Source organism: Mesorhizobium sp. J8 (genome assembly GCF_016591715.1).
Taxonomy (GTDB): Bacteria; Pseudomonadota; Alphaproteobacteria; order Rhizobiales; family Rhizobiaceae; genus Mesorhizobium.
Map to the genome: position 1 here is coordinate 3,617,017 of NZ_AP024109.1, position 25,239 is coordinate 3,642,255.

General features: G+C 63.6%; 26 protein-coding genes. 8 read left to right on the forward strand and 18 right to left on the reverse strand.

What is annotated here, in order from left to right:
- Nucleotides 1-47: 47 nt before the first annotated feature.
- Both gltX and gltA read left to right on the forward strand, forming a co-directional pair.
- Nucleotides 48-1,472, forward strand: coding sequence for a glutamate--tRNA ligase (gene gltX / locus MJ8_RS17355; protein ID WP_201410062.1), 1,425 nt, complete (start codon nt 48-50; stop codon nt 1,470-1,472).
- 183 nt (nt 1,473-1,655) lie between these two features.
- Nucleotides 1,656-2,984, forward strand: coding sequence for a citrate synthase (gene gltA, locus MJ8_RS17360; RefSeq protein ID WP_040994963.1), 1,329 nt, complete (start codon nt 1,656-1,658; stop codon nt 2,982-2,984).
- A 46-nt stretch (nt 2,985-3,030) separates the two neighbouring features.
- On the opposite strand, the gene lpxB is transcribed toward gltA, so the two are convergent.
- The 13 genes from lpxB to MJ8_RS17425 form a co-directional block, all read right to left on the reverse strand.
- Nucleotides 3,031-4,218 (reverse strand): lipid-A-disaccharide synthase, encoded by a 1,188-nt coding sequence (gene lpxB / locus MJ8_RS17365; protein WP_201410063.1) that lies wholly within the window; start codon nt 4,216-4,218, stop codon nt 3,031-3,033.
- Nucleotides 4,208-5,131, reverse strand: a complete 924-nt coding sequence (locus MJ8_RS17370; protein WP_412177119.1) for an LpxI family protein — start codon at nt 5,129-5,131, stop codon at nt 4,208-4,210. The genes lpxB and MJ8_RS17370 overlap by 11 nt, the downstream gene beginning before the upstream one ends.
- Complete coding sequence (lpxA, locus tag MJ8_RS17375; RefSeq protein ID WP_201410064.1) at nt 5,112-5,954, reverse strand: acyl-ACP--UDP-N-acetylglucosamine O-acyltransferase; 843 nt, start codon at nt 5,952-5,954, stop codon at nt 5,112-5,114. The genes MJ8_RS17370 and lpxA overlap by 20 nt, the downstream gene beginning before the upstream one ends.
- Nucleotides 5,955-5,969: 15 nt before the next feature.
- Entirely contained in the window at nt 5,970-6,431 is a 462-nt protein-coding gene (fabZ, locus tag MJ8_RS17380; protein ID WP_201410065.1) for a 3-hydroxyacyl-ACP dehydratase FabZ, read from the reverse strand.
- Nucleotides 6,424-7,479: a UDP-3-O-(3-hydroxymyristoyl)glucosamine N-acyltransferase gene (gene lpxD, locus MJ8_RS17385; protein ID WP_201410066.1), complete on the reverse strand. Its 1,056-nt coding sequence runs from the start codon at nt 7,477-7,479 to the stop codon at nt 6,424-6,426. Before lpxD ends, fabZ begins: the two co-directional genes overlap by 8 nt.
- A 77-nt stretch (nt 7,480-7,556) precedes the next feature.
- Nucleotides 7,557-9,917, reverse strand: a complete 2,361-nt coding sequence (bamA, locus tag MJ8_RS17390) for an outer membrane protein assembly factor BamA (RefSeq protein WP_201410067.1) — start codon at nt 9,915-9,917, stop codon at nt 7,557-7,559.
- Nucleotides 9,918-10,135: 218 nt separating this feature from the next.
- A complete protein-coding gene (gene rseP, locus MJ8_RS17395) occupies nt 10,136-11,278 on the reverse strand; it encodes an RIP metalloprotease RseP (protein ID WP_201410068.1) in 1,143 nt (380 codons plus the stop codon).
- A 105-nt stretch (nt 11,279-11,383) separates the two neighbouring features.
- Nucleotides 11,384-12,199 carry a phosphatidate cytidylyltransferase gene (locus MJ8_RS17400; protein ID WP_201410069.1) on the reverse strand — a complete coding sequence of 272 codons (816 nt, stop codon included), beginning with the start codon at nt 12,197-12,199 and terminating at the stop codon, nt 11,384-11,386.
- 12 nt (nt 12,200-12,211) lie between these two features.
- Nucleotides 12,212-12,931, reverse strand: a complete 720-nt coding sequence (locus MJ8_RS17405) for an isoprenyl transferase (RefSeq protein ID WP_201410070.1) — start codon at nt 12,929-12,931, stop codon at nt 12,212-12,214.
- Nucleotides 12,932-12,961: 30 nt separating this feature from the next.
- Nucleotides 12,962-13,516: a ribosome recycling factor gene (gene frr, locus MJ8_RS17410; RefSeq protein WP_082037291.1), complete on the reverse strand. Its 555-nt coding sequence runs from the start codon at nt 13,514-13,516 to the stop codon at nt 12,962-12,964.
- Between the two features lie 90 nt (nt 13,517-13,606).
- Nucleotides 13,607-14,329, reverse strand: a complete 723-nt coding sequence (pyrH, locus tag MJ8_RS17415) for a UMP kinase (RefSeq protein WP_201410071.1) — start codon at nt 14,327-14,329, stop codon at nt 13,607-13,609.
- 156 nt (nt 14,330-14,485) lie between these two features.
- Nucleotides 14,486-15,595, reverse strand: coding sequence for an aldo/keto reductase (locus tag MJ8_RS17420; protein ID WP_201410072.1), 1,110 nt, complete (start codon nt 15,593-15,595; stop codon nt 14,486-14,488).
- Nucleotides 15,596-15,630: 35 nt separating this feature from the next.
- Nucleotides 15,631-16,155 carry a nuclear transport factor 2 family protein gene (locus tag MJ8_RS17425; protein ID WP_201410073.1) on the reverse strand — a complete coding sequence of 175 codons (525 nt, stop codon included), beginning with the start codon at nt 16,153-16,155 and terminating at the stop codon, nt 15,631-15,633.
- A 114-nt stretch (nt 16,156-16,269) separates the two neighbouring features.
- Between MJ8_RS17425 and MJ8_RS17430 the strand changes: the two genes are divergently transcribed.
- Nucleotides 16,270-17,196, forward strand: a complete 927-nt coding sequence (locus MJ8_RS17430; protein ID WP_201410074.1) for a LysR family transcriptional regulator — start codon at nt 16,270-16,272, stop codon at nt 17,194-17,196.
- A 52-nt stretch (nt 17,197-17,248) separates the two neighbouring features.
- Here the strand turns inward: MJ8_RS17430 and tsf are convergent, their stop codons facing one another.
- From tsf to MJ8_RS17450, 4 genes are all read right to left on the reverse strand, one after another.
- On the reverse strand, nt 17,249-18,169 hold the full coding sequence (gene tsf / locus MJ8_RS17435) for a translation elongation factor Ts (RefSeq protein WP_201410075.1): 921 nt from the start codon (nt 18,167-18,169) through the stop codon (nt 17,249-17,251).
- 122 nt (nt 18,170-18,291) lie between these two features.
- Entirely contained in the window at nt 18,292-19,071 is a 780-nt protein-coding gene (gene rpsB, locus MJ8_RS17440) for a 30S ribosomal protein S2 (RefSeq protein ID WP_040994986.1), read from the reverse strand.
- 202 nt (nt 19,072-19,273) lie between these two features.
- Nucleotides 19,274-19,552, reverse strand: coding sequence for a DUF4031 domain-containing protein (locus tag MJ8_RS17445; protein ID WP_040994988.1), 279 nt, complete (start codon nt 19,550-19,552; stop codon nt 19,274-19,276).
- 83 nt (nt 19,553-19,635) lie between these two features.
- A complete protein-coding gene (locus MJ8_RS17450) occupies nt 19,636-20,466 on the reverse strand; it encodes a cell envelope integrity EipB family protein (protein ID WP_201410076.1) in 831 nt (276 codons plus the stop codon).
- 139 nt (nt 20,467-20,605) lie between these two features.
- Between MJ8_RS17450 and MJ8_RS17455 the strand changes: the two genes are divergently transcribed.
- The 3 genes from MJ8_RS17455 to MJ8_RS17465 all read left to right on the forward strand — a co-directional run bounded on the left by MJ8_RS17455 (nt 20,606) and on the right by MJ8_RS17465 (nt 23,190).
- A complete protein-coding gene (locus tag MJ8_RS17455; protein WP_040994991.1) occupies nt 20,606-21,070 on the forward strand; it encodes a RidA family protein in 465 nt (154 codons plus the stop codon).
- A gap of 8 nt (nt 21,071-21,078) precedes the next feature.
- Complete coding sequence (locus MJ8_RS17460; RefSeq protein WP_201415470.1) at nt 21,079-21,807, forward strand: glycerophosphodiester phosphodiesterase; 729 nt, start codon at nt 21,079-21,081, stop codon at nt 21,805-21,807.
- 168 nt (nt 21,808-21,975) lie between these two features.
- Nucleotides 21,976-23,190, forward strand: coding sequence for a GNAT family N-acetyltransferase (locus tag MJ8_RS17465; RefSeq protein ID WP_201410077.1), 1,215 nt, complete (start codon nt 21,976-21,978; stop codon nt 23,188-23,190).
- 12 nt (nt 23,191-23,202) lie between these two features.
- Here the strand turns inward: MJ8_RS17465 and MJ8_RS17470 are convergent, their stop codons facing one another.
- On the reverse strand, nt 23,203-23,367 hold the full coding sequence (locus MJ8_RS17470; protein ID WP_116390151.1) for a cytochrome oxidase subunit III: 165 nt from the start codon (nt 23,365-23,367) through the stop codon (nt 23,203-23,205).
- A gap of 2 nt (nt 23,368-23,369) precedes the next feature.
- On the opposite strand from MJ8_RS17470, the gene MJ8_RS17475 reads away from it, so the two are divergent.
- Together MJ8_RS17475 and MJ8_RS17480 are read left to right on the forward strand one after the other, a co-directional pair.
- Nucleotides 23,370-25,037 (forward strand): sulfatase-like hydrolase/transferase, encoded by a 1,668-nt coding sequence (locus MJ8_RS17475; protein WP_201410078.1) that lies wholly within the window; start codon nt 23,370-23,372, stop codon nt 25,035-25,037.
- Nucleotides 25,007-25,234: a hypothetical protein gene (locus MJ8_RS17480; protein ID WP_201410079.1), complete on the forward strand. Its 228-nt coding sequence runs from the start codon at nt 25,007-25,009 to the stop codon at nt 25,232-25,234. Before MJ8_RS17475 ends, MJ8_RS17480 begins: the two co-directional genes overlap by 31 nt.
- Nucleotides 25,235-25,239: the final 5 nt, after the last annotated feature.

The following is a 25,239-nucleotide window of genomic DNA, read 5'->3' on the forward strand; positions in this document are numbered from 1 at the left end:
TGGAAGTCTGCGCGAAACTGCATTTTTCAGTGCTTCTCGAGAGTTTCATGTCCGACAAGGTCGTCACACGTTTTGCCCCCTCGCCCACAGGCTATCTACATATCGGCGGGGCGCGCACGGCGCTGTTCAACTGGCTGTACGCCAAGCACACCGGCGGCACGATGCTTTTGCGCATCGAGGACACCGATCGCGAGCGCTCAACCGAAGCCGCCACGGCCGCCATTCTCGACGGTCTGACCTGGCTTGGCCTTTCCTGGGACGGCGATGCCGTCTCGCAGTTCGAGCGCGCGCCGCGCCATCGCGAGGTGGCCGAGGAGCTCGTGCGCATGGGCAAGGCCTATTACAGCTATGAGACGCCGGCGGAGCTGGAAGCGATGCGCGAGGCGGCCCGCGCCAAGGGCCTGCCGCCGCGTTACAACGGCCAGTGGCGCGACCGCGATCCGTCCGAGGCCCCGGCAGGCGTCAAGGGCGCCATCCGCATCAAGGCGCCGACCGAAGGCGAGACGGTCGTTCAGGACCGCGTGCAGGGCGAGGTGCGCTTTCCCAACAAGGATCTCGACGACTTCATCATCCTGCGTTCGGACGGCAACCCGACCTATATGCACGCCGTCGTCGTCGACGATCACGACATGGGTGTCACGCATATCATCCGCGGCGACGATCACCTGACCAACGCCGCGCGCCAGACGGTGATCTACAACGCCATGGGCTGGGCGGTGCCGTCGATGTCGCACATACCGCTGATCCACGGCGCCGACGGCGCCAAGCTGTCGAAGCGGCATGGCGCGCTGGGCGTCGAGGCCTATCGCGCCATGGGCTACCTGCCCGAGGCCTTGCTCAACTATCTGGCGCGACTCGGCTGGAGCCATGGCGATGACGAGGTGATGTCGATCAAGGACATGATAGCCTGGTTCGATATCGGCGACGTCAACAAGGGCGCGGCCCGCTTCGATTTCGCCAAGCTCGAGGCGCTGAACGGCGTGCATATGCGCAGGATGGACGATCGCGCGCTGTTCGACATCTTCGTCGCCACTCTGCCTTATCTCGAGGGGGGCCCGGCGCTTGCCGCGAGGCTCGATGACAAGCGCAAGGCGCAGCTGCTCGCCGCCATGCCCGGCCTCAAGGAGCGGGCCAAGACCCTGGTCGAGCTGGTCGACGGCGCTGGTTTCCTGTTCGCGGAGCGGCCTTTGCCGCTCGACGAGAAGGCGGCGGGCTTGCTCAGCGCGGATGCGCGCGCGATTCTGCGCGGCGCGCATGGCGCATTGTCTTCCATCCATGGTGACTGGAGCGCCGCTTCGGCGGAGGCCGCGATCCGGGAGTTCGCGCAGGCTGGCGGACACAAGCTCGGCGCCGTGGCCCAGCCGCTCAGAGCCGCGCTGACCGGTCGCAGCACCTCGCCCGGCGTGTTCGACGTGCTGGCCGTTCTGGGCCGCCAGGAAAGCCTGGCTCGCATTGGCGATCAAATCGATTAGGAGCGAACTGGCCCAAGAAGATTGGCATTGAAAGGTGTGTTTCGCAGTGCAACATTAGGCCTTGGCCCAATCTGGCACGCACCTCCTAAAATGCGATTGGCAAGTTCGCGCATTCCGGTGATTTCGACGTGTCGTTTGCAGGAATTGCCTTGCCGGCATGAGGAAACATAAAGGAGTTTGGGAATGAGCGAAGCTGCGACAAAACTGGAACCGGGCGGCAAGGCGCACGAATCGACCGCCAGGCTCGAACTCGCCGGCAAGACGCATGAATTCAAGGTGCGAAGCGGGTCGACGGGGCCTGACGTGATCGACATCGGCGCCCTCTACAGCACCACCGGCGCCTTCACCTACGACCCCGGCTTCACGTCGACGGCAAGCTGCGAGTCGGCGATCACCTTCATCGACGGCGATGCCGGCATCCTCTTGCATCGCGGCTATCCGATCGACCAGCTCGCCGAACATGGCGACTTCCTCGAGGTCTGCTACCTCTTGCTCTACGGCGAGCTTCCGACCAAGGCGCAGAAGGAGGACTTCGACTATCGCGTGACGCGCCACACCATGGTGCACGAGCAGATGTCGCGCTTCTTCACCGGCTTCCGCCGCGACGCGCACCCGATGGCCGTGATGTGCGGCGTGGTCGGCGCGCTGTCGGCCTTCTACCACGACTCGACCGACATCTCGGACCCGTATCAGCGCATGGTCGCCTCGATGCGCCTGATCGCCAAGATGCCGACGATCGCGGCGATGGCCTACAAGTACCACATCGGCCAGCCCTTCATCTATCCGAAGAACGATCTCGGCTTCGCGGCCAACTTCCTGCACATGTGCTTCGCCGTGCCGTGCGAGGAGTACAAGATCAACCCGGTGCTGGCGCGCGCGATGGAGCGCATCTTCATCCTCCACGCCGACCACGAGCAGAATGCCTCGACCTCGACGGTGCGCCTCGCCGGCTCATCCGGCGCCAATCCCTTCGCCTGCATCGCCGCCGGCATCGCTTGCCTGTGGGGTCCGGCGCATGGCGGCGCCAACGAAGCGGCGCTGAACATGCTGGGCGAGATCGGCCATGTCGATCACATTCCGGAGTTCATTGCCCGCGCCAAGGACAAGAACGACCCGTTCCGGCTGATGGGCTTTGGCCATCGCGTCTACAAGAACTACGATCCGCGCGCCAAGATCATGCAGAAGACCGCGCATGAGGTGCTGGGCGAGCTCGGCATCAAGGACGATCCGCTGCTCGACATCGCGATGGAGCTCGAGAAGATCGCGCTGACCGACGAATATTTCATCGCCAAGAAGCTCTATCCGAATGTCGATTTCTATTCCGGCATCACGCTGAAGGCGCTCGGCTTCCCCACCACCATGTTCACCGTGCTGTTCGCGGTCGCGCGAACCGTCGGTTGGATCGCCCAGTGGAAGGAAATGATCGAGGATCCGCACCAGAAGATCGGCCGCCCGCGCCAGCTCTACACCGGCGCCACGGAGCGCGATTACGTGCCGATTGCGAAACGATAGGGAATAGTGAGTAGGCAATAGGCAGTAGAACGAGAGCTCGTACTGCCTACTGCCTACTGCCTACTGCCTTCCTGATAGATCCCATCACCACTTCCGCGGCGATCTCGCCCGAGGGCCGTTCGGTTGCCATGCGCCGGGCGATCTCGGCAAAGCCTGCCTTTTGCCAGGCGCGCATGCCGGTGTCGGCGAACAGGGCTTCCAACTGCCGGGCGAGATTTTCCGGACGGACATACTGGTCATAAAATTCCGGAACCAGCGCGCGGTCGGAAATGAGGTTGGGCAGCAGCGCCGACCATGTCGTCACCATATGCTGCAGAAGCTGGCGCGCGATCGGGTCGAGCTTGTAGCACGACACCATCGGAACGCCGGCAAGCGCGAGCTCCAGCGACACCGTTCCAGACGCGATCAATGCCGCATCGGCCTTGCCGAAGGCCTGCCATTTGCGCTCCGGCTCGGTGATGATTTCCGGCTTGTCGTCCCAGCTCGCGACCGAGGCCTTCACCAGCTCGGCGACATGCGGCACCGTCGGTAGGAGCAAGCGCAGAGTATGGCCGCGTTGGCGCAGCGCCGACATCGCCTTGCCGAAGGGTTCCATCAGCCGGCGCACCTCGCCGCGGCGCGAGCCGGGCAGCACCAGCACCGTCTTGACGCGGTCGTCGGTGAGATCGCGCGGCTGGCTCTGCGCCTTGGCGGCGGCGAGCACGCCGGGATCCTGCGTCAACCGGTGGCCGACATAAGTGCCCGGCGGTCCGCCGAGACGTGCAAGCGCCTTCACCTCGAACGGCAGGATGCACAGGATATGGTCGACATACGGCTTCATCGCCACCGCCCTGCCCGGCCGCCACGCCCACACGCTCGGGCAGACATAGTGGACGATCGGGATGGCCGGTGCTGCCGCGCGGACCTTCTTCGCGACGCGCAGCGAAAAGTCCGGACTGTCGATGGTGACGAGGCAATCGGGCCGCTCGGCCGCGATCGTCGCCGCCGTCTGGCTGATGCGGCGCATCAGCCGCGGCAGGTCGCGCAGCACCGCGCTGAAACCCATCAGCGCGATCTCGCTGCCGTCGAAGAGCGGCGTCAGCCCCAGCTGCTGAAGATGCCGGCCGCCAATGCCCACAAGCTGCACCTTGCGGCCGGTCGTGCGCTCGAGCGCCCGCACGATGTCGGCGCCCAGCAGATCGCCGGATTCCTCGCCGGCGACGATCGCGAGCTTGAGCGGCTTGTCAGCGACCATTAGCCGGCTTTCCATTGGCCTGATCCACTGCGGGCAAGCCGACGATGAACAGCCCAAGCGCGTTGGCGCGCGCGAGCGTCTCCGGGCCTTCGAGAATAAGCGAGCGGCCAGCTTCCAGCGCAATGCCGGCCAGCCCGGCGGCATGCGCCGCCTCGACCGTCTGCGGGCCGATGGAGGGGAGGTCCGCACGCAATTCCTGCCCGGGCTTGGCGCATTTGACAAGGACGCCGCGCGTCTTGCCGGCAAGCCTGCCGTGCCCGCGCAATTCCCTTGTCCGCTCAAGCAGCGCGGCGGTGCCTTCCACCCCCTCGAGCGCTATCGCACGCCCGCCGATCGCGATCGCCGCCTGTCCGATGTCCAGCGCGCCGATGGCCTTGGCCGCCGCTCGGCCGGCCTCGATGTCACGCCAATCCGATTGCTTCGGCGCCGTGACCGTCAGCGTGCCCTCTCCGGCCGCCAGTTCCGGCACGACTTCGTGCGCACCGACGACCTTGATGCCGCGCTTCTCCAATCCACGCGTGACAACCTTCAAAAGGCCATCGTCGCCGCGCGCCAGCGCCATGACCACGGAAGGGATTATCGCCAGCAGGCCAAGGGTCGGGCGGATCCTGGCCAGCCGTGGCCTGCGCCTGATCTCGCCGGCCAGAACCAGATGGCTGATATCCCGGCGTTTCAGCAACGGGACCAGCGAGCCGACATCTTCCAGCGCGAGCGTCGCCTGCTCGTACCTTGCAAAATCCGCCGCGCGATCGACCTCGCCTTCGGCCATGATGATGAAAGGCGGGTGTCCTTGCCGAGCAAGGCCCTCGGCCACTTCGACCGGCAAGCTGCCGCCGCCGGCGATGATGCCGACCCTGGAGCCGGGCGCAAGTACGAGCCGTGTCTCGGCGGGCTCAGCCCTCGTCATCGCCATCATTGTCGTCGCCGCCACCGCCCTTCAGCGGCGGCATGACATAGTGCCGCTTGCCGCCGCTGGCCAGGAAGTCGATCATCTTCATGGCGGCGGGAGACGAGGAGGCGAATTCCGCCCTGGCGAGTTCGACGTTCTCGGCGACGCTGCGGGAACGGTCGAAAATCGACCGATAAACCTTGCGCAGCAGATAGATTTCCGAGCGCGGCATCCCGGAGCGCTTGAGCCCTATGATGTTGAGGCCGCGCAAATTGGCGCGATTGCCGGCGGCGATCGCGTAGGGAATGATATCGCCGACGACGGCCGAGCAACCGCCGATAAAGGCGTTGTCGCCGACGCGTACGAACTGGTGAAGAGCGGTCAGGCCGCCGATATAGACGTTGTCGCCGATCTCGCAATGGCCGCCGAGCGTCGCGCCATTGGCGAAGGTGGCGTTCTTGCCGACGACGCAGTCATGGGCGATGTGGGCGTAGGCGAGGAAATTGCCGTTGTCGCCGACACTCGTCTCGCCACGGCTGGAATCGGTGCCGACATGCATCGTCACGCCTTCGCGGATGGTGCAGTTCTCGCCGATGACGAGCGTGGTGCGCCCGCCCTTGTGCTTGGTGTTCTGCGGCGGCGCGCCGAGCGTCGCCATCGGATAGACCTTCGTCCCTGCCCCGATGGTGGTGGCGCCCATCACCGACACATGGCTGACCAGTTCGACGCGGTCGGAAAGAATTGCATCGGCGCTGACATGACAGAAGGGTCCGATGCGGACGCCTTTGCCGAGCCGGGCACCTTCTTCGACGACCGAGGAAGGATGAATGGATGTCTCGACTTTCATGAGCATTTCAAATCGTCAGTCAGTGATCATCATGGCCGAAACCTCGGCTTCGGCGGCCTTCGCGCCATCGACCATCGCCTCGCAGGCGAATTTCAGCAGATTGCCGCGCTTCTTGATCTTTTTGACGTGGATCCTGAGTTGATCGCCCGGAACCACCGGTTTGCGGAACTTCGCATTGTCGATGGTCATGAAATAAACCAGCGACGGCTTTTCCGTATTGAGGCTGCGAATGCAGATCGCGCCAGCGGTCTGCGCCATGGCCTCGATGATGAGCACGCCGGGCATGACCGGTTGCTGGGGAAAATGGCCTTGGAAATGCGGCTCGTTGATGGTCACGTTCTTGATGCCGACGGCGGAATCGTCGCCGTCGATATCGACGATGCGGTCGATCAGCAGGAACGGATAGCGGTGCGGCAGGAGCTTCATGAGCCCCATGATGTCGACCGCCTCGAGTGTCGTTGCCACCATGTCAGCCATTTCCGTCGCCTTGCTTGCGCGTCCTGGCCATCTTGCGCAGCATCGCTATCTCGCGCATGGCTTCCGCCATGGGCTGCGCCGGGTAACCTCCCCAGACCTCGCCTGCCGGCACGTTGTTCATGAATCCACTTCTCGCAGCAAGCTTGGCTCCGGGCCCGATGGTCAGATGATCGGCGAGGCCGACACCGCCACCCATGGTGACGTTGTCGCCGACGACGACGGAACCGGAAATACCCGAAAGCCCGGCTATAATGCAATTGCGGCCGATGCGAACATTGTGGGCGATCTGCACCAGATTGTCGATCTTGGTGCCTTGGCCGATGATGGTGTCGGACATCGCGCCGCGGTCGACGGTCGAATTGGAGCCGATCTCGACATCGTCCTGAATGATGACGCGGCCGATCTGCGGCACGCGTTCAGGCCCCTTGGCGCCGCCGACGAAGCCGAATCCATCCTGGCCGATCCGGGCCCCGCCATGGATGATGACGCGATTGCCGACAAGCGCATATTGAATGCTGGCGCCGGGGCCGATGTAGCCGTCGCGACCGATCTGGCAGGACCGGCCGACAACGGCGTGTGGCGCAACGACCGTGCCGCTACCGATGGACACGCCGGGTCCGATCACGGCGCCGGCCTCCACGATCGCCCCCTCCTCGATATGCGCTGATGGGTCGATGAACGCATGCGCCGATATGCCGGTTTCTCCGGTCATAGGCCCCGGAGTCGCCGCTTGCGGAAATAACAGGCGCCCGACCATCGCGAAAGCCTGTTGCGGACGCGGATGCATGAGCACGGCGATGCCCGGCGGCGCCTTGCTGGCAAAATCGGCAGGACACAGAACCGCGGCCGCCCTGAGCGATGGCATAAGCGCGAAATTGCGCTTGCCGTCGACAAAGACGAGCGCGCCGTTGCCACCCTCATTTGCTGGAGCCAGCGCCTCGATGGCAATCTCGGCCTGAGCGGAATCGAGCAGGCTGGCGCCGGTCAGATTCGCGACCTCGCCAGCCGTATACCGGCGTGAAGGCGCGAAGAACACCGGATCGGTCATTCCAGAAGCAATATCCAGCTGGGTCGGATCAGTCCACTCCGGGCCGTCAGTCGGCCCGGAACCGTCGCAACCACAAATCAGAAGCGGGTCGCGATACCGAAGTTGAATTCCTGCGTTTTGTCGGTCGGCTCTTTCTTGACCGGGATCGCATAGTCGATGCGGATCGGACCGAACGGCGAAGCCCACATCAGGCCGACACCGACCGAGGCGCGCCACTTCATGCCGACTGAACCCTGATCGACATCTTCAAGCTTGTTGCCATAGAGCGTTGCAGCATCGGCAAACACAGCACCGCGCAAGCCAAAGCTTTCCGGAATGACCGGCAGCGGGAACTGGGCCTCCGCGGAGGCATTGAAATAAGTCGTGCCGCCAAGGTGATCGTCGGCGTCAGCGGCCACAGGGCCGATGCCGCCATACTCGAAGCCGCGGATCATGCGATCATTGCTCTGGAAGAGGTCGAAGATACGCAGATCGCCATTGCCGTAACCTGCAAGGTAGCCTGCGCCGCCGGAAACCAGGCCAACGATATCAAGCTGCTCGGACAAAGTCTGGTAGACGCTTGCGCGCCCCGTAACCTTGACCCACTTGGCGTCGCCGCCCAAGCCGGCGAACTCGGTCGTACCGGTGACATAAAGGCCCTCATGCGGGTTCTTCATGTCGTCGATCGTGTTATAGACCAAACCAAGGCTGACCGACGACTTGAGCCAGGGGCTCTCTTCGACACCATCCCGAATCGCCTGGGAGATGGTGCACTTGAGCGGGTCATAGGCGCCATCGGTGGTGCAGTTGTCCGAGAGCGAGTACTTCTCTTGCGAGATATTGTACGCCAGCTGCGTCGAAATATTGTCCGTGATCGGCAGGCCGAAGCGAACGGTCGCACCGGTGGTGTCCGTATCGTAGTGATCGTATTCGCGAGTCGACTTGTAGATGTCGAAGCCCGCCGCGATGCGCCGGCCGAGGAAGTAAGGCTCGGTGAAGGAAAGAGCGAAGTCGCGCGAATGCTTGCCGCCGCCGGCTGACAGCTTGATGTACTGGCCACGGCCGAGGAAGTTGCGCTCCGTGATCGAGCCCTCGATCGAAGGTCCGGGCGTGTCGCCGCCGGTCGAATAGCCGGCACCGACCGAGAATTCGCCGGTCGACTTTTCGACCACGGTGACCACCAGCACGACCTGATCAGGGGCCGAGCCCGGAACGGTCGAAATTTCGACGGACTGGAAGTAATCAAGGTTTTCCAGCCGCTTCTTCGCGCGCTGGATGAGAACCTGGTTGAAGGCATCGCCCTCGCTGACATCGAATTCGCGACGGATGACATAGTCGCGCGTGCGGTCGTTGCCGCGGATTTCGATGCGCTCGATATAGGCCTTGGTGCCTTGGTCGATGGTGTAGACGACCGAGATGGTGTGGTTCTCGAAATTGCGGTCGCCGCGCGGCGTCACCTGGGCGAAGGCATAGCCCGAGCCCGCGACCTTCTCGGTCAAAGCGACGATCGAATCCTCGACGTCCTTGGCGTTGTAGACGTCGCCCTTATGGGTTTCGACGACCGATTCCAGCGACTTCGAATCGACTTCGGGGATGGTGCTTTCCACGCTGACGTCGCCGAACGTGTAGCGATCGCCTTCCTGCACGGTGATGGTGACCGTGTATTTGTTGGTCGTATCGTCAAGCTCGCCGACGGCCGAGACGACCTGGAAGTCGGCATAGCCGTGATTGTAGTAGAAGCGGCGCAGCAGCTCCTGGTCGGCGCGCAGCTTGTCCTCGTCATAGACGTCGTCGCGCAGCACGAAGGACAGCCAGGACGAGCGCTTGGTGTTGATGACGTCCGACAGGCGGCGGCTGGAATAAGCGTGGTTGCCGACGAAATTGATCGCCGCGATCTGGGTGCGGCCGCCTTCAGTGATGTTGAAGACCACGTTCACGCGGTTGTCGCCGAGATCCATGATCTGCGTCGTCACCGCGGCGTCGTCGCGGCCGATGCGCTTGTAGGCCGCCTTGACCGCCTCGACATCGGCGTCCAGCGCCTGCTGCGAGAAGGTCGCGCGCGGCTTCAGCTGGATAGCGGCCTGGAGCGCGTTGTCCTTGAGCTTCTTGTTGCCCTGGAATAGGACCTGGTTGACGACCTTGTATTCGGAAACCTTGACGACCAGGCTCGATCCGACCTGGTTGATCTGGACGTCCGAGAACAGCCCGGTGCCGAACAGCGCCTTGACGGCGTCGTCGATATCGGAGCTGGAGAAAGGCTTGCCCGGCTTGATCGAGATGTAATTGCGGATCGTTTCAGCGTCGACGCGCTGGTTGCCGCTGACCTCGACCCGCGAAATGACCGCAGCCTCGGCCACGGATGTGGCGGCCAACTGCACTGCGAGCGCGCCTGGCACGACCAGAGCGGCGGACAAAGCCGCCGCGGAAGCGGCGCTCAGAAACTTGGATGCTGCCTTCATCGGGCTTTTGTACCTTTTTCTCGTAGTCCCCACGGCGAGAAAACCGGACGTGCGGTATTTTCCCTTACCGTATTAACCGGATTTTCCCTACACGCAAGGCTCCCGGTTAATTTGTATTTACTTAACCGTACCGCGTGGCTTTCGCGTCACGCATATCCCCACGCATGGTAAACGGCATCTCAATATGACCGGCGCTGAAGCCAAATTTCTTCATGATTTCAGCACCCAAACAGATCGTTCCAAAACACGAAGCCCATAAATCCAAGCACCAGGAACAGCCCGGTCCGGTAGGCCATCTCCATCATGCGCTCCGAAACGGGCCGCCTTATGACGGCCTCCACGCCGTAGAACAACAGGTGGCCGCCGTCGAGAGGGGGAATCGGCAGGAGATTGAGAAATCCTATTCCGACTGACAGAAATGCAACAAGCTGCACCAGCCATTCGAAGCCGAGCTTGGCTGCCTGGCCCGACATCTTCGCGATCTTGATCGGACCGCCCAGCTGGCATTTGTCCTCGCGCCCGAGCGCAAAGCGCTGCAGGAACTGGCCGGTGCGTTCGATCACGTGCCCGGTTTCCTCGACCGCCGCCACCACGGCGCCCGCCGGCGTGTAGGAGATCAGGCGAGGCTGGCCGAGCTCGGCATTGTTGACCACACCGATCACCGCGAGCTTGACCTTATTGCCCAGCGCATCCTGCTGCTCCATGGGCTCCGGCGTCGCCGTAACGTCGATTTCCTTGCCGTCGCGCAGCATGGTGAAGGTGATGGCGTCGCCTGCCCTGCCCGAAACCAGCCGCTGCACATCGGCGAAGGTCTCCACCTTGGAGCCGTCGACTTTGACGAATCGGTCGCCTGGCTGGATTCCGGCTTTCTGCGCCGGGCTGCCGGCGGTGACTTCGGCCACCGTCGGCTCCAGGACCGGGCGGCCGTAGAGAGAAAACAGCACCGCGAACACCGCAATCGTCAGCAGGAAATTGAACAACGGCCCCGCCACGACGGTGGCAGCGCGCTTCCAGATCGGTTGCGCGTGAAAGGCGACCTCGCGCTCGGCTTCCGTCAGCGATTCGAGCTCTTCCGTGCTCGGCTGGCTCGATGTCGCATTCATGTCGCCGACGAACTTGACGTAGCCGCCAAGCGGAATGGCGCAAAGCTTCCAGCGCGTGCCGCGGCGGTCGTAAAACCCAAAGAGCTCTGGGCCGAAGCCGATGGAAAAAGCCTTGACGCCGATCCCGCACCAGCGGCCGATCAGATAGTGGCCCATCTCGTGGACGAACACGACCACGGTCAGCACGAACAGAAACGGCACGAGCGTGCCAAGGACGAAGCCTTGTGTGCTGAACACCGTGTGAAAGATGTCGTTCAAGTCATGCCCTCAAATTCGCCCGCACGCGACATTCCACCGCGACTGTGGCATCAATCCGGGCGAATCCGCGGGCGCGTGCCACTTTTCGCCTGACTGCTGCGTCGTTCAGTTCGGAAACAGCCCCAGTGCCGGATGTTCGACGCCCGCCGCGACCCAGCCCATGACGTACAGCGCCAATGCGGCCGCGACAAGTCCGTCCACCCTGTCCATGACGCCGCCATGGCCGGGAATGAGATTGCTCGAATCCTTGGCGCCGTGCCGGCGCTTGACCCATGATTCGAACAGGTCGCCGATCTGCGAAACGACCGAGAGCGCCAGCGCGACGAGGCCAAGCTGGACCAGATTGCCGGCGCCGGCGACGATTGCGAGTAAAACGCCGGCGATAACGCCGCCGACCGCGCCGCCCAGCGCGCCGCTCTGCGTCTTGCCGGGCGAGATCGACGGCGCGAGCTTCGGGCCGCCGACGGCTCGGCCGACGAAATAGGCCGCTATGTCGGTCGCCCAGACCACGGCGAACAGGAAGAGGATCGCAATCAGCCCGGAGTGATTGTCGTCACGGAGATAGGCGAGCGAGAAGCCGGATAGTGCCGCATAGGCGACCCCGGGGGGTTCCCAAGGCGCCGCCCCTCTGACCCGGGCGGCGATGGCCGCGACCGCCACAAGGATCGCGACCAGCAAGAGCAGCCACAAGGCCGGCAGCCCCGCGATCAGCGCGGCGACGAAGATCAGAATCAGCGCTTCAGGCAGGAGGCCGAGCGCCGCGCCGCTGCCGGTGCGCGCCATGCGCGTCCATTCATAGAAGATCAGCGCCGCAATTGCCGCGCAGAACAGCCGGAACGGCAATCCGCCGAGCCAGGTGAGCCCAAGCGTCAGAGCCGCCATAACGATTGCCGAGATGACGCGCTGTTGAAGGTTGCTCATGCGTGGCGGCGCCTAAAGCGCGACATCGCGGGCGGCGAGTCCGCCGAAGCGTCGTTCACGGCCGGCAAAGTCGCGCAAGGCGTCTGCCAGATGCTCGCGGCTGAAGTCCGGCCAATAGCAAGGCAGGAAGACAAGCTCGCTGTAGGCGGCCTGCCAGAGAAGGAAGTTCGACAGCCTGAGTTCGCCGCTGGTCCGGATCACCAGTTCGGGATCGGGGATGCCCCTCGTGTCGAGCGATGCAGCGAAGCTTTCGGCGGTGATCGCCTCGCTCGCCATGTCGCCCCGCGCGACGGCTTCCGCCAGCTTGCGGGCGGTGCGCACGATCTCGTCGCGGCCGCCATAGTTGAAGGCGATCACAAGCGTCAGCGCCTCGTTGCCGGCGGTCAGCGATTCGGCCTCCTGCAGCAGGCCCCTGATATCGGGTTGCAGCCCCTCCTTGTCGCCGATCACCCTCACCCGCACTCCGTTCTGGTGCAGCTCGGCGAGATCGCGGCGGATGAACAGCTTCAAGAGACCCATGAGGTCGCTGACCTCGGATTTCGGCCGCGACCAGTTTTCCGAGGAGAAAGCGTAGACGGTCAGATAGGAGATGCCGAGTTCAGGCGCCGCGCGAACGGTCTTGCGCAGAGCCTCGACACCGGCGCGATGCCCGGCAAGACGCGGCAGGCCGCGCGCCTTGGCCCAGCGTCCGTTTCCATCCATGATGATCGCGACATGCGCGGGCGTTGCCATAATCTCGCTTTCGAGCCGGAAAACCCGACCCTAAACCTGCATGATTTCAGCTTCCTTATCGGAAAGCAGGTGATCGATCGTGCTGATCATCTCGTCGGTCAGCTTCTGGACCTGGTCGGACCGCTTGCGCTGGTCGTCCTCGCTGATGGTGCCATCCTTCTCGGCCTTCTTGAGGAAGTCCATGCCGTCGCGGCGGACATGGCGGACCGCGACGCGCGCGTTCTCGGCATAGCCGTGCGAGATCTTGACCAGTTCCTTGCGGCGCTGCTCGTTGAGCTCGGGAAGCGGAATCCTCAGCGTGGTGCCGTCGACGATCGGGTTGAAGCCGAGATTGGCTTCCCGGATCGCGCGGTCGACCGCGCTGACCATCGACTTGTCCCAGACCGACACCGAAATCATGCGCGGCTCCGGCACCGAAACGTTGGCGACCTGGTTGATCGGCATCGCGGTGCCGTAGGCCTGCACCTGGACAGCGTCGAGCAGGTTGCTGGAGGCCCGGCCGGTGCGCAGCGAAGCCAGGTCATGCTTGAATGCGGCGATCGCCCCGTCCATGCGTCGCTTCAGGTCTTCGTACTCGCCACTCATGATCATCTCCTCGACCCGTTCGCCGGGTTCACTGCTTCTATCGTTATTCGGTCGGCGGTTCCGTGATCGTTTGACGGATCCCGGCGCCTGTTACTTGTCCGTGACGACCGTGCAATGGCCGCCGCCCCTCAGAATATCGCCGAAACCACCTTTTTCGTGGATCGAGTAGACGATTATCGGAATGTTGTTTTCGCGCGCAAGTGCAATCGCTGCCGTATCCATGATGGCAAGCCCGCGTTTGATGACTTCGGCGTGGCTGATGCGGTCGAAACGGACAGCGCTCGGGTCTTTCTTGGGATCGGCCGAATAGACCCCGTCGACCTGCGTCCCCTTGAACAGCGCATCGGCGCCGATCTCGGCGGCGCGAAGGGCCGCGGCCGAATCGGTGGTGAAGAACGGATTGCCGGTGCCGCCGGCAAAGATGACCACCTTGCCCTGGTTCATATAGGCCGTCGCCTGGCGCTGCGAAAAACTCTCGCAGAGCTCCGGCATGGCGATCGCCGAAAGCACGACGGCGTCGACGCCGATCTTGTTGAGCGAGGTGCGCAGCGCCAGCGAATTGATGACGGTGGCGAGCATGCCCATGTGGTCGCCGGTGACGCGGTCGCCACCCTTCGAAGCGACGGCCACGCCGCGGAAGATATTGCCGCCGCCGATGACGACGCCGACTTCCACGCCCAGCGCGCGCGCCTCGGCGATATCGGCGGCGATGCGGTCGACGACCGAGACGTCGATGCCGAAATGCTGCTCGCCCATCAACGCTTCGCCGGAAGCCTTCAGCACGACACGTCGATAGAGGGGCTTCACCGTCATCTCATTCCTCGAAATCTCGGCGCGGCAAATTTGGAGGCGAACCGCCCCCGCTTCATCCGGCGGTGCTGTCATGACGGGTTGACCCGATACACGAAGGGCGCGGCGATGTCACGCCGCGCCCTCGTGCAAAATTCCAGGCTTTTTCGGTCTTTCCGATCAGTTGCTTGAGATGCTGACCGCCTCGCCCTCGATCACGACGGGAGGCGAATAGCCGGCCGGCTTGTCGCCGGTGACCGCGCCACCCGTCACCCGGACCTGGATCTCGGAGCCGAAATAGGGATGCGGGAACGGCGCCGGCGTGGCGCTGACCTTCTCTAGCCGCGCACGAAGCTCGGCGGGAATCGAAAAATCGAGCGCGCCAAGATTATCCTCGAGCTGGTTGAGCTTCGTCGCTCCGAGGATGACGGTGGCGATGCCGGGCTGCGTCGCCACCCAGTTGAGCGCGACCTGCGCCATGCTGCGGCCAAGCTCGACCGCCACCTTCTCGAGCTCCGCCACGATCACCCAGTTGCGGTCGCTGAACTTCTGGAAACCGGGATGTGTGGTGTTGCGGAAGCCGTCGAGCCGCCCGGCATTTCCGGCTTGCGCCGGCCTGTATTTGCCGCTGAGCAGGCCGCTGGCCAAAGGGCTCCACACCATGATGCCCGCGCCATGGCGGGTGGCGAAAGGCACATATTCATGTTCGATGGCGCGCTCGGCGAGCGAATATTCGAGCTGCAGCGCCGAGACCGGCTCATAGCCGCGCAGCTCGGCGACCGCCTGGGCGCGGCCGGCATACCAGGCAGGCACGTCGGAAAGGCCGATATGGCGCACCTTGCCCGCACGGACGAGGTCGTCCAGCGTGCGCAGCACCTCCTCTGCCGGGGTGATCCTGTCCCAGACATGCAGAAGGTAAAGGTCGATATAGTCGGTGCCGAGCCGTTTCAGTGAGGCCTCCACGGCCCGCATGATGTTCTTGCGGCCGTTGCCGCCGGCATTCGGATTGCCGGCTTCGGTATTCATGGTGAATTTGGTGGCGATCACCGCCTTGTCGCGCAGGCCGCGCTCGGTGACGAACTCGCCGAGCCAGGTCTCGGCTGTGCCGCCGGTATAGAGGTCGGCGGTGTCGAAGAAGTTTCCGCCGGCTTCCACATAGGCATCGAACATAGCGCGCGCGGTCTCACGGTCCGCGCCCCAGCCCCATTCCGTGCCGAAGGTCATGGTGCCGAGCGCCAGCCGGCTGACGCGCAACCCGCTGTTGCCGAGCGTGTAATAGGTCATGGTCATGGTGGTCTTCCGATTCTGAACTGATTTGCTGCCGGTCACTGGCCGGGGGTCGCCTTGACCCAGGGATTGCCGCGCTCATGCGTCATGCGGAAGGTGAAGCCGTCGACCTTCCAGCCGGCAGCCGAGCGCGTCAGATGATGCTCGTAGGTGCCCCAGACTTCCCAAAGCGGGTCGCCATTGCCTTCCATCCGGTTCCACGCATAGCCGTTGGAACGGACGGTCGCGGCATCAGCCTCGAGCACGACCTGATGGTTGGTGCGCAGATGCAGGCTGGTCTTGCTGCCCTTGAGATTGCCCGCCCAGGCGCCGATCAGCTCGTCGGAGGCGATGTTGGCCGCGGGTTGCCCCGACAGGCTGCTGAAATCGGCGGTGACGCGATCGGCGAAATAGCTGCGCGCAAGCGTCCAATCCTGCGCATCCACCGCCCGGTCGATGGCGTCGACGATGCGGATCACCGCGCGCTCGTCGGCAAGCGCCTGCCAGCCGGTTGCTTCTGCGCCCGCGTCGACCGGCGCCAGCGCCATGCCTGCGGCAAAAGTTACATGTCTCAACGCGTTCATTTCGTCTCTCCTTGAGCATCAGCCCGCCGCCGATGTTTCGAGGAGAATGTGGACCAGGCTGCAGGCATCGATAAGGTTGCATTGTTCGCAAAGACTGTGCGATATCGTTCATGAATGGATCGCGATCTGCTTACACATTTGCCGGTCATTGTCGCCGTCGCGCGGCGCGGCGGCTTCGCGCTTGCCGCGGCAGAGCTCGGCATGAGCCCGTCCGCCGTCAGCCATGCTGTACGGCTGGTGGAAGAGCGCATCGGCCAGCCGCTCTTTGCCCGCACGACGCGCAGCGTCTCGCTGACCGAAGCCGGCAAGGCCCTGGTGGAAACGGCGGCCCCAGCCCTCCAGGACATCGCCGAGCGGATGGATCGAATCCGTGGCGTGAAGGGAAGGCCGGCCGGCCTGCTCAGGATCAACGCCTCCAACATAGCGATCCCCCTGGCGGTGACGCCGGTGGTCGCGGCGATGGCCGAACGCTATCCCGATGTGACGGTCGAGATCGTTGCCGACCAGGGACTTATCGATATCGTCGGCGAAGGTTTTGACGCCGGCATCCGGCTCGGTGAAATGATCGCGCAGGACATGGTCACCGTCAGGATGACGCCGCCGTTCAAAGCCGTGATCGTCGCCTCTCCCGCCTATGTCGGCAAGCACGGCCGTCCGCGCGACGTGGCCGATCTCGCCAATCACAACTGCATCGGCTACCGGCTGGTTCGGTCCGGCGCGCTCTACCGCTGGGACCTGAACGACAACGGCAAGGATGTCGTCGTCGAAACGCGCGGAACGGCCATCGTCACGGATTCGCTTGGCGCCATCGACCTGGCGCTGGCCGGCGTCGGGCTCGCCTACGTCTTCGAGCCGCTGGTCCGCGCCGACCTTGCCGCCGGCCGCCTCGTCCAGATCCTGCCGCAGACGGCGATCGGGGAACCCGGCCTCTTCCTCTATTTCCCGCGCCGCGCGTCGATGGCGCCGAAGCTCAGGGCCTTTATCGACACCGCACAAGAAATCGGCCGGGCATCCATGCGGACACCCGGCCGAGTTGCCTGAGCTCGTGAGCTCTTCACCTTGAGGGAACGCCGAGCGCTCCCCTGGCTCGGAGCTATTTCTTGACAGCAGCCGCAACTTCCGCGGCGAAATCGGTCGTTTCCTTCTCGATGCCCTCGCCCAGCGCGTAACGCAGATAGGCGACGATCTTCGCCGGAGCGCCGATTTCCTTCTCGGCATCCTTCAGCGCCTTCTCGACGGTGATGTCGGGATTGAGCACGAAGGCCTGCTTCAAAAGCACCACCTCTTCATAGAACTTGCGCAACCGGCCCTCGACCATCTTCTCGATGATCGCTTCCGGCTTGCCCGACTGGCGCGCCTGATCGGAGAAGATCGCCTTCTCGCGCTCGACCAGCGCCGGGTCGACTTCCTCGGCGGTCAGCGCGACTGGGTTGCTGGCGGCGACATGCATCGCCACCTGGCGGGCAAAGGCGTTGGCCGCATGCTCGTTGCCGGTGGTCTCGATCGCCACCAGCACGCCAAGCTTGCCGAGGCCGTCGGCAACCGCGTTGTGCACATAGGTCGCCACCACGCCATGCGGGACGGTGAGCTTGGCCGAACGGCGGAAATTGATGTTCTCGCCGATGGTGCCGACGGCGTCCTTGATGGTCTCGGTGACCGTCTTGTCGGAGCCCGGATACTTGGCTGTGGCAACCGCCTCGGTCGTGCCGTAGGCGAGCGCGACCTTCGCGATGTTGCGCACCAGTTCCTGGAACTGCTCGTTGCGGGCGACGAAGTCGGTCTCGGAGTTGACCTCGACAATGGCGGCTTCACGCAGGCCGGCATCGACGCCGATCAGGCCCTCGGCGGCGGTGCGCCCGGCCTTCTTGTCGGCCTTGGAGATACCCTTCTTGCGCAGCCAGTCGACGGCCGCTTCCATGTCGCCGTTGGTCTCGTTCAACGCCGCCTTGCAGTCCATCATGCCCGCGCCGGTCAAGTCGCGGAGTTCTTTGACCTGTGCAGCCGAAATCGTCATTGTCGCCTCTTTGTTTCAAATGCGCCGACGCACCAACCGGAACTCGGATGATGCGCTCGGCAAAAGCGCTTTAGCGCGCCAACTTATTGGAAAGATGAAGGCCGGGATTCCGGCCTTCCTTATCAAGCTTCCGGAGCTTCGGCGGCCGGGGTGTCGAGCGCCGGCTCGACCGGAGCCTCGGCTGAAGCGCCGATGTCGACGCCGAGCGCGCCCTGCTGGCGGGCGATGCCGTCAATGGCCGCCTTGGCGATCAGGTCGCAATAGAGCTGGATGGCGCGGGCCGCGTCGTCATTGCCGGGGATCGGGAAGTCGATCTTGTCCGGGTCGCAGTTCGAATCGATGATGGCCACGACCGGAATGCCGAGGCGCTTGGCCTCGAGGATGGCGATCGCTTCCTTGTTGGTGTCGATGACGAACATCAGGTCCGGCGTCGAGCCCATGTCCTTGATGCCGCCGAGAGCCTTGTTGAGCTTCTCGCGCTCGCGGTCGAGGTTCAGGCGCTCCTTCTTGGTGAGGCCCTGGGCCTCGCCGGCCAGCGTCTCGTCGAGCTTGCGCAGGCGCTGGATCGAGTTCGAGATCGTCTTCCAGTTGGTGAGCATGCCGCCCAGCCAGCGCGAGTTGACATAATACTGGGCCGAACGCTGCGCGGCGTCCGCGACGATGTCGGAGGCCTGGCGCTTGGTGCCGACGAACAGCACGCGGCCGCCCTTGGCGACGGTGTCGGACACCTGCTTCAGCGCCTGGTGCAGCAGCGGCACAGTCTGCGACAGGTCGATGATGTGGATGTTGTTGCGGGCGCCATAGATGTAGGGCGCCATCTTCGGGTTCCAGCGGTGGGTCTGGTGGCCGAAGTGAACACCAGCTTCCAAAAGCTGGCGCATGCTGAAATCTGGCAGAGCCATTCTTTAGTTCCTTTCCGGTTGGCCTCCACGGACACAGGCATTTCGGACGGGATGTCCTGATGCCACCGGAGGTTTCAGCCGGATTTCTCCCGGGCAGACACCAAAGTCCGTGTGTGGAATGAGCGCGCATATAGAGGGGAAGTCCGTCAAACGCAAGCCGGGTGCCGGAAAACGCCCAGACCTGCGGCGATCCGCCCAATCCTCAGCGTTTCACCTTGCCGTTCGGCACCCTGACGCGGCGAAAGATCGCGACGATCTCCTCGCGGCTGCATTCGATCGCGCCGAGCCGGACCGCGCGGTCGCGCTCGAAGCCGGTGATGTCGTAATGCGGCGCCGAGGTCTTGGGCGGTCCCTGATAGGAGGAAAGCTTGAGGCCGAGCTCGGCGGCGAAACGATGCAGCTCGTCCGTGTCGTCGGCAAGGAGGTGGCACCAGCGGTGGCCGGCCCATTTCCAGATCGCCGCATCGACATAGACCGCCATCAGGCCCGCCGCATTTGGTAAGCCTCACACATGGCGTTTGAGGGCCAGGCCTGCAAGCCGGGTCGGCTGCCGTCGGGAAATCGCTATTTGGAAGCCGGACAAGGCTTGGTCTGGTCGAACAGCGACAGGTTCACCAGCTTGCCGGTCATCGAGAAGTCGCCATAGTCCATGACGAGGTCTCGGGTGATGCCGTTCTCGTGCAGCTTGAAGCTGATCCGGTATTCCGGCACCTCCTCGCCGCCTTTGTCGGTGTCGTCGAAATAGGCGATGTCGACGGGCCAGTATTTGTCGGAGGCGAGCTTGGCCAGCGCCGGCGCTTCCGGATCCGTCTTGTCGGATTCGGTCTTCTTGCCGACGATGACGGTGGTGGTCATCACCTTGTTGGCGTCTTCGGAGCCGTCGAACAGGTTGGTCTGGTAGAAATTCTCGCCCTTCTCTGCCTTGCCGATCAGCTCGACCAGATGCTGGGTCGGAAACTGCGTGGCCGCGAGCTCGAGGCTGCTCTTCTCCGGCTTGTCGATATCGACCTTGAGGCCCTTCGCCTCCCTGGTGGCCGTGCCTCTGACCTCCTTGTCGAGGTTCTGGTCGACAAAGGATTTCGTCACGAAGGAAAAGGTCTTGCCCTCGGCATCCTCGAAAGTCGTGGTCTGCTGGTCGGTCAGCCTGGTGTTGTCGTTCGTGACGATCTGGGTGACGAAGCGGAACTTGACCGTGTAGCCCTCACAGGCGGAGCCGTTGAACTCGTAGACCATGCGGCCGGTGATGCCGGTTATCCCCGAACGGTCGGAGGCCTTGTTGAGCGTCAGATCGTAGACGGCGCGATGCGCCTGCAGCGCGGGAACCGCAAAGGCCGGCGCCATTGGGAACGCGGCCGAAAGACAGGCGGCGGCAAGAAAAAGGCGCGTTGCGCGCATGCGTTGCTCCGATCGTCGCGGCCGCGGGACAGGCCGCAGGGAAAGATGGTCCAGCTTAAAAAAAGTCGTGGCGGAAGCGAGGCAAAAATAGCAATTTCGGCCCGGCCAACGCGGCGTCTTCCAGCAATAGGGAAAACCAATGAGCGAAACAATCGAAAAGCGGCTAAGCGATCTTGGCGTCACCATCCCGGCCGCCGCCGCGCCCGCCGCGAATTACGTGCCCTATTGCCGCACCGGCAACACGCTGTTCACCGCCGGCCAGCTGCCGCTGAAGGACGGCAAGCTGCAGGCAAGCGGTCTGCTCGGCCGCGACATCGACACCGCCGCCGGCAAGGAAGGGGCGAAATTCTGCGCCATCAACATCCTGGCCCAGGCCAAGGCGGCGCTCGGCGATCTCGAAAAGATCCGCCGCCTGGTCAAGATCACGGTCTTCGTGGCTTCGGCGCCTGATTTCGTCGAGCAGCATCTGGTTGCAAACGGCGCCTCCGACTTCCTGGTCGCGGCACTCGGCGAGCGCGGCAAGCACGCCCGCTCCGCCGTCGGCACCGCCTCGCTGCCGCTCAACGCCGCGGTCGAGATCGAAGCGATCTTCGAAGTCGAGTGATGCCCAACATGACCGATCTCTCCTGGCTGATTGCCCGCCCTGTCGCGCATCGCGGCTTCCACGACATGAACAAAACCCGCTGGGAGAACACGCTGTCGGCCTTCGCCGCGGCGGCCGAGCGAGGCTACGCCATCGAATGCGACGTGCATATCTCATCCGATGGCGTCCCGGTCATCATCCATGACGGCGACCTGAAACGCCTTACCGGCGAGGACGGGTTCGTCTGGCAGCGCACCGCGGCCGAACTGGCGACGCTCAGGATCGGCGGCACCATGGACCACGTGCCGACGCTCGAGGAAGCGCTCGAGCTGATCGACGGCCGCGTGCCGCTGGTGGTCGAGTTGAAGGGCGTTCCCGGCCACGACGCCGGGCTGGTGGCAAGCGTCGGCCGGCTGCTCAAGCGCTACAAGGGCAAGGTGGCGATCATGTCGTTCGACCACTGGCTGATCCGCGACTTCGCCAAGGACGCGCCGGGCATTCCCGGCGGGTTGACAGCCTATGGCAGGGACAACCAGCTGATCGAGGCGCATTTCGCCATGCTCGCGCACGACCTCGCCTTCACCTCCTACGCCGCAGGCGACCTGCCGAACCCCTTCGTCAGCTTCGTGCGCGAAAAGCTGAAAATGCCCGTCATAACCTGGACCGTGCATGACCAGCCGGCGGTCGACCTCACCTTCAAATATGCCGACCAGATGACCTTCGAGGGCTTCGAACCCGATCTGGTCAACGTTGCCTAGAGCCGGATGATTTCAGGTCAAACGACCTGAAATCATCCGGCTCTAAACAATCTAAGAGAGAGAGCATGATGTCGTCCGAAAAACCGTTTCACACTTTTCGGCATCATGCTCTGAGGCGGTGCCTGAAACGTGACTTGTAGCAGCCTTGAGGACGCTTAAATAAGCCGCATGGATCAAGGCGACGACGACGATGGACGGGCAGCGACCGCGGATTATGCGATCCGCATAGCTGCGGGCATCGGCGCTTTCACCTGCGAGGAATGGGACGGCTTTGCCGGGACCACGCGCGGCGATAAAGAAAACGGCTACAACCCGCTGGTTTCGTTCGCTTTTCTAAGCGCCTTGGAGGACTCTGGCTGCGCTGTCCGGCGCACCGGCTGGCAGGGCCATCACCTGCGGCTGGAAACCGCGCAAGGCAGGCTTCTCGGCGCCGTCCCTTGCTATCTCAAGTCGCACAGCCAAGGCGAATATGTCTTCGACCATGGCTGGTCCGACGCCTTCGAGCGCGCCGGTGGCCGCTATTATCCCAAGCTGCAATGCTCGGTGCCGTTCACGCCGGTCACCGGTCCTCGCCTGCTGGTCGGCAAAGGCGAGAACGCGGGCGCCGTGAAGGCCGGATTGGCGGAGGGCCTGAAGCTCGTGACAGACAAGCTCGGCGTCTCTTCCGCGCATGTCACCTTCGCCACCGAGCCCGATATCGCGACGCTGGAAGCGGCCGGTTTTCTTCACCGCACCGACCAGCAGTTCCATTTCTTCAATGACGGCTTTTCGACCTATGACGACTTCCTCGCCACGCTCGCCTCGCGCAAGCGCAAGGCGATGAAGAAGGAGCGCCGCGAGGCGCTGGTCGACGGCATCTCGATCGACTGGCTGACCGGCAGGGACATCACCGAAAGCGCCTGGGACGATTTCTTCGCTTTCTACATGGATACCGGAGGCCGCAAATGGGGGCGGCCCTACCTCAACCGGCAGTTCTTCTCACTGATCGGCGAGCGCATGGCCGACGACATTCTTCTGGTGATGGCCAAGCGCAACGGCCGCTATATCGCCGGCGCCATCAACTTCATCGGCTCCGACGCGCTCTACGGCCGCAACTGGGGCTGCATCGAAGACCACCCCTTCCTGCACTTCGAGGTCTGCTACCACCAAGCGATCGATTTCGCCATCGAGCGCAAGCTCAAGGTGGTGGAGGCAGGCGCGCAGGGCGAGCACAAGCTGGCGCGCGGCTACCGGCCGGTGACCATGCATTCGGCGCACTACATCTCGCATCCCGGTTTGCGCAATGCCGTCGCCGACTATCTCAGGCGCGAACGGCGCGAGGTCGAGCGCATGGGCGCATATCTCGAAGAGCATACGCCCTTCCGCAAGGACCTGGAGGAATAGCCGGTCTGCCGGTCAGTGCGGCTTTCCGGCGGCGATCGGAACCAGGAACGAGAAGCAGGCGACCAGGAACAGCACGGCGCCGGCAAGCGCCAGCAGATCGCCCGCGCGCCATGCGGCGGCGATGAAAAACAGCGCCGAGACAATGAACAGCAGCCAGCCTGCGACGACCCACTTCATGATTGCTCCGTCCCGATGTCGACGCATCAGACGACAAACATCGGCGCTTGTGCAATAGCGGAGCGCGCTATCAAGAGCTTTCTACAATATCGGCCAAGCAACGAAGCCGGCTTAGCGCCTGCTGTTTACCGGATCGCTGGAATCCGTTAAGTCACCGCCCAGGGGTATTGGTGCGCAAGCACCGCGGGGTTGGCATGCTGTCTTTGGCATCTTGGGGCGTCGAGCAATGGCTCGGTGTGGCGGGGCTCGTGGCCGCGCCGCTCTTGACCGCCCGGCTCGAAGGCAAGCCGGGAACATGGCCGATCGGCTTTTCCACCTTCTTCCTTCTGTTTGCTTTCCTGCATCTGCTTTTCCCGGGCACGGTCGTCGCGCTCTGGATGACGCTCATGCTGACGGCCATCATCGGCATCGCGTCAAAGCTCAAATATCGCTATCTCGGCTTCAATCTTCTGGCCGGAGATCTCTATCATCTGGCCGCGAGCAGCTGGCGCAGCGTCCTTGTCGACCATGCCCGCATGGCGATCCCTGCCCTCTTTGCCGCCGCCGCGATCGTTGCGGCCGCCGTGCTTGTCGACATGACCGTGGTGGAAGAGGCGACGCCGCTCTCGCTGCGCCTTGTTTTGTTCGCCGCGGCGGTCCTGATCTACATCGTGGTCTACCGGCTGAGTGGCGGAGCGCCTCGTTTCCGCTTCGACCTGCTCACCAGGAATCGCGCGCATCTTTCGGCTTTCGTGGCTTCATGGCTCGGCGCGGGACCTTCGCGACGGCCGGGTTTCGTCGACATCACGCCCGATCCGCTGCCGCTTCTGCCGCCTGTGCCGGCAAAGCGGGGGAACGGCGAGGCCCGGCCGCACATCTTCATGATCCTGCAGGAGTCGACATTCGATCCGAGGCATCATGGGGTGCCGATCGACCGGTCCTTCGAACAGTTCTTCTCGCCCGCGAACGGCCTGTCGGGGGCTTTGCATGTCGATGTTTTCGGCGGCAGCACGCTGCAGACCGAATTTTCGGTGCTGACCGGCCTGTCCTCGCTCTCCTTTGGGAACGACAGCCGCTTCGTCTTTCATCTGCTGGCCGGGCGGGTGCGCCACTCCTTGCCGTCGGTGCTTTCAGGCATGGGGTATCACGTGTCGCATGTCAGCTGTGACCGTCCCAACTTCGTCAACTGCGATCGTTTCTATAAATCGGTCGGCTTCGAGGAGGTCACCTACGCCCCGACCCTGCCGCCGCCCTTCGATCTGGAGCGCTGGCGTCGGGAGCGTCATGACGAACAGCTTTACAACCATGCGCTGGGCCGGATCGCGGACCGCCTGGAGAGCGAGAAGCCCTGTTTTCTTTCGATCATGACGCTGATGAACCACGGCGATCATCGTCGCCGCATTTTTCCTCCCGCGCTTCAAGCCGATGTCCGCCGTGAAGCCGTCGCGCTGACGGGCGACGAGAATTACGGCGAATATGCCGTTCGGCTGGCTGAGAGCGTCGAGGCCTATGCCGCGTTTCGCGAGAAACTCAAAACCGCGCTGAAGGGCCGGCCCGCCATCATCGTGCGTTACGGCGATCACCAGCCGTCATTCACGACGGCCTCACCGGCCTGCCGCCTTCCGACAGGGCTTTGTACAAGACCTTCTACGCGATCGAGATGGTCAACGGCGCGTTGCCCGGCGATCTGACGGCTCCGGCCATGCTCGACGCGGCATTCCTGTCGACATTGACCATGTCCGCAGCAGGTCTGCCGCTCGATCCGGTATTCGCGACCAGGGCCACCCTTCTGGCGGACTGTGCCGCGCCCTATTTCGCGAGCGAGTCCGTGCGCAAGAAACGCTTCCACCGGGCTCTTGTCGAAGCAGGCATCGTCGATCTCGCCTGAGCGCC

Bases quoted from the DNA above. Each gene is read 5' to 3' on its own strand.
- gltX (WP_201410062.1), top strand. From the start codon at position 48: ATGTCCGACAAGGTCGTCACACGTTTTGCCCCCTCGCCCACAGGCTAT.
- gltA (WP_040994963.1), top strand. From the start codon at position 1,656: ATGAGCGAAGCTGCGACAAAACTGGAACCGGGCGGCAAGGCGCACGAA.
- lpxB (WP_201410063.1), bottom strand. From the start codon at position 4,218: ATGGTCGCTGACAAGCCGCTCAAGCTCGCGATCGTCGCCGGCGAGGAA.
- MJ8_RS17370 (WP_412177119.1), bottom strand. From the start codon at position 5,131: ATGGCGATGACGAGGGCTGAGCCCGCCGAGACACGGCTCGTACTTGCG.
- lpxA (WP_201410064.1), bottom strand. From the start codon at position 5,954: ATGAAAGTCGAGACATCCATTCATCCTTCCTCGGTCGTCGAAGAAGGT.
- fabZ (WP_201410065.1), bottom strand. From the start codon at position 6,431: ATGGCTGACATGGTGGCAACGACACTCGAGGCGGTCGACATCATGGGG.
- lpxD (WP_201410066.1), bottom strand. From the start codon at position 7,479: ATGACCGATCCGGTGTTCTTCGCGCCTTCACGCCGGTATACGGCTGGC.
- bamA (WP_201410067.1), bottom strand. From the start codon at position 9,917: ATGAAGGCAGCATCCAAGTTTCTGAGCGCCGCTTCCGCGGCGGCTTTG.
- MJ8_RS17400 (WP_201410069.1), bottom strand. From the start codon at position 12,199: ATGAGCAACCTTCAACAGCGCGTCATCTCGGCAATCGTTATGGCGGCT.
- MJ8_RS17405 (WP_201410070.1), bottom strand. From the start codon at position 12,931: ATGGCAACGCCCGCGCATGTCGCGATCATCATGGATGGAAACGGACGC.
- frr (WP_082037291.1), bottom strand. From the start codon at position 13,516: ATGAGTGGCGAGTACGAAGACCTGAAGCGACGCATGGACGGGGCGATC.
- pyrH (WP_201410071.1), bottom strand. From the start codon at position 14,329: ATGACGGTGAAGCCCCTCTATCGACGTGTCGTGCTGAAGGCTTCCGGC.
- MJ8_RS17420 (WP_201410072.1), bottom strand. From the start codon at position 15,595: ATGACCATGACCTATTACACGCTCGGCAACAGCGGGTTGCGCGTCAGC.
- MJ8_RS17425 (WP_201410073.1), bottom strand. From the start codon at position 16,155: ATGAACGCGTTGAGACATGTAACTTTTGCCGCAGGCATGGCGCTGGCG.
- MJ8_RS17430 (WP_201410074.1), top strand. From the start codon at position 16,270: ATGGATCGCGATCTGCTTACACATTTGCCGGTCATTGTCGCCGTCGCG.
- tsf (WP_201410075.1), bottom strand. From the start codon at position 18,169: ATGACGATTTCGGCTGCACAGGTCAAAGAACTCCGCGACTTGACCGGC.
- rpsB (WP_040994986.1), bottom strand. From the start codon at position 19,071: ATGGCTCTGCCAGATTTCAGCATGCGCCAGCTTTTGGAAGCTGGTGTT.
- MJ8_RS17445 (WP_040994988.1), bottom strand. From the start codon at position 19,552: ATGGCGGTCTATGTCGATGCGGCGATCTGGAAATGGGCCGGCCACCGC.
- MJ8_RS17450 (WP_201410076.1), bottom strand. From the start codon at position 20,466: ATGCGCGCAACGCGCCTTTTTCTTGCCGCCGCCTGTCTTTCGGCCGCG.
- MJ8_RS17455 (WP_040994991.1), top strand. From the start codon at position 20,606: ATGAGCGAAACAATCGAAAAGCGGCTAAGCGATCTTGGCGTCACCATC.
- MJ8_RS17460 (WP_201415470.1), top strand. From the start codon at position 21,079: ATGACCGATCTCTCCTGGCTGATTGCCCGCCCTGTCGCGCATCGCGGC.
- MJ8_RS17465 (WP_201410077.1), top strand. From the start codon at position 21,976: ATGGATCAAGGCGACGACGACGATGGACGGGCAGCGACCGCGGATTAT.
- MJ8_RS17470 (WP_116390151.1), bottom strand. From the start codon at position 23,367: ATGAAGTGGGTCGTCGCAGGCTGGCTGCTGTTCATTGTCTCGGCGCTG.
- MJ8_RS17480 (WP_201410079.1), top strand. From the start codon at position 25,007: ATGGTCAACGGCGCGTTGCCCGGCGATCTGACGGCTCCGGCCATGCTC.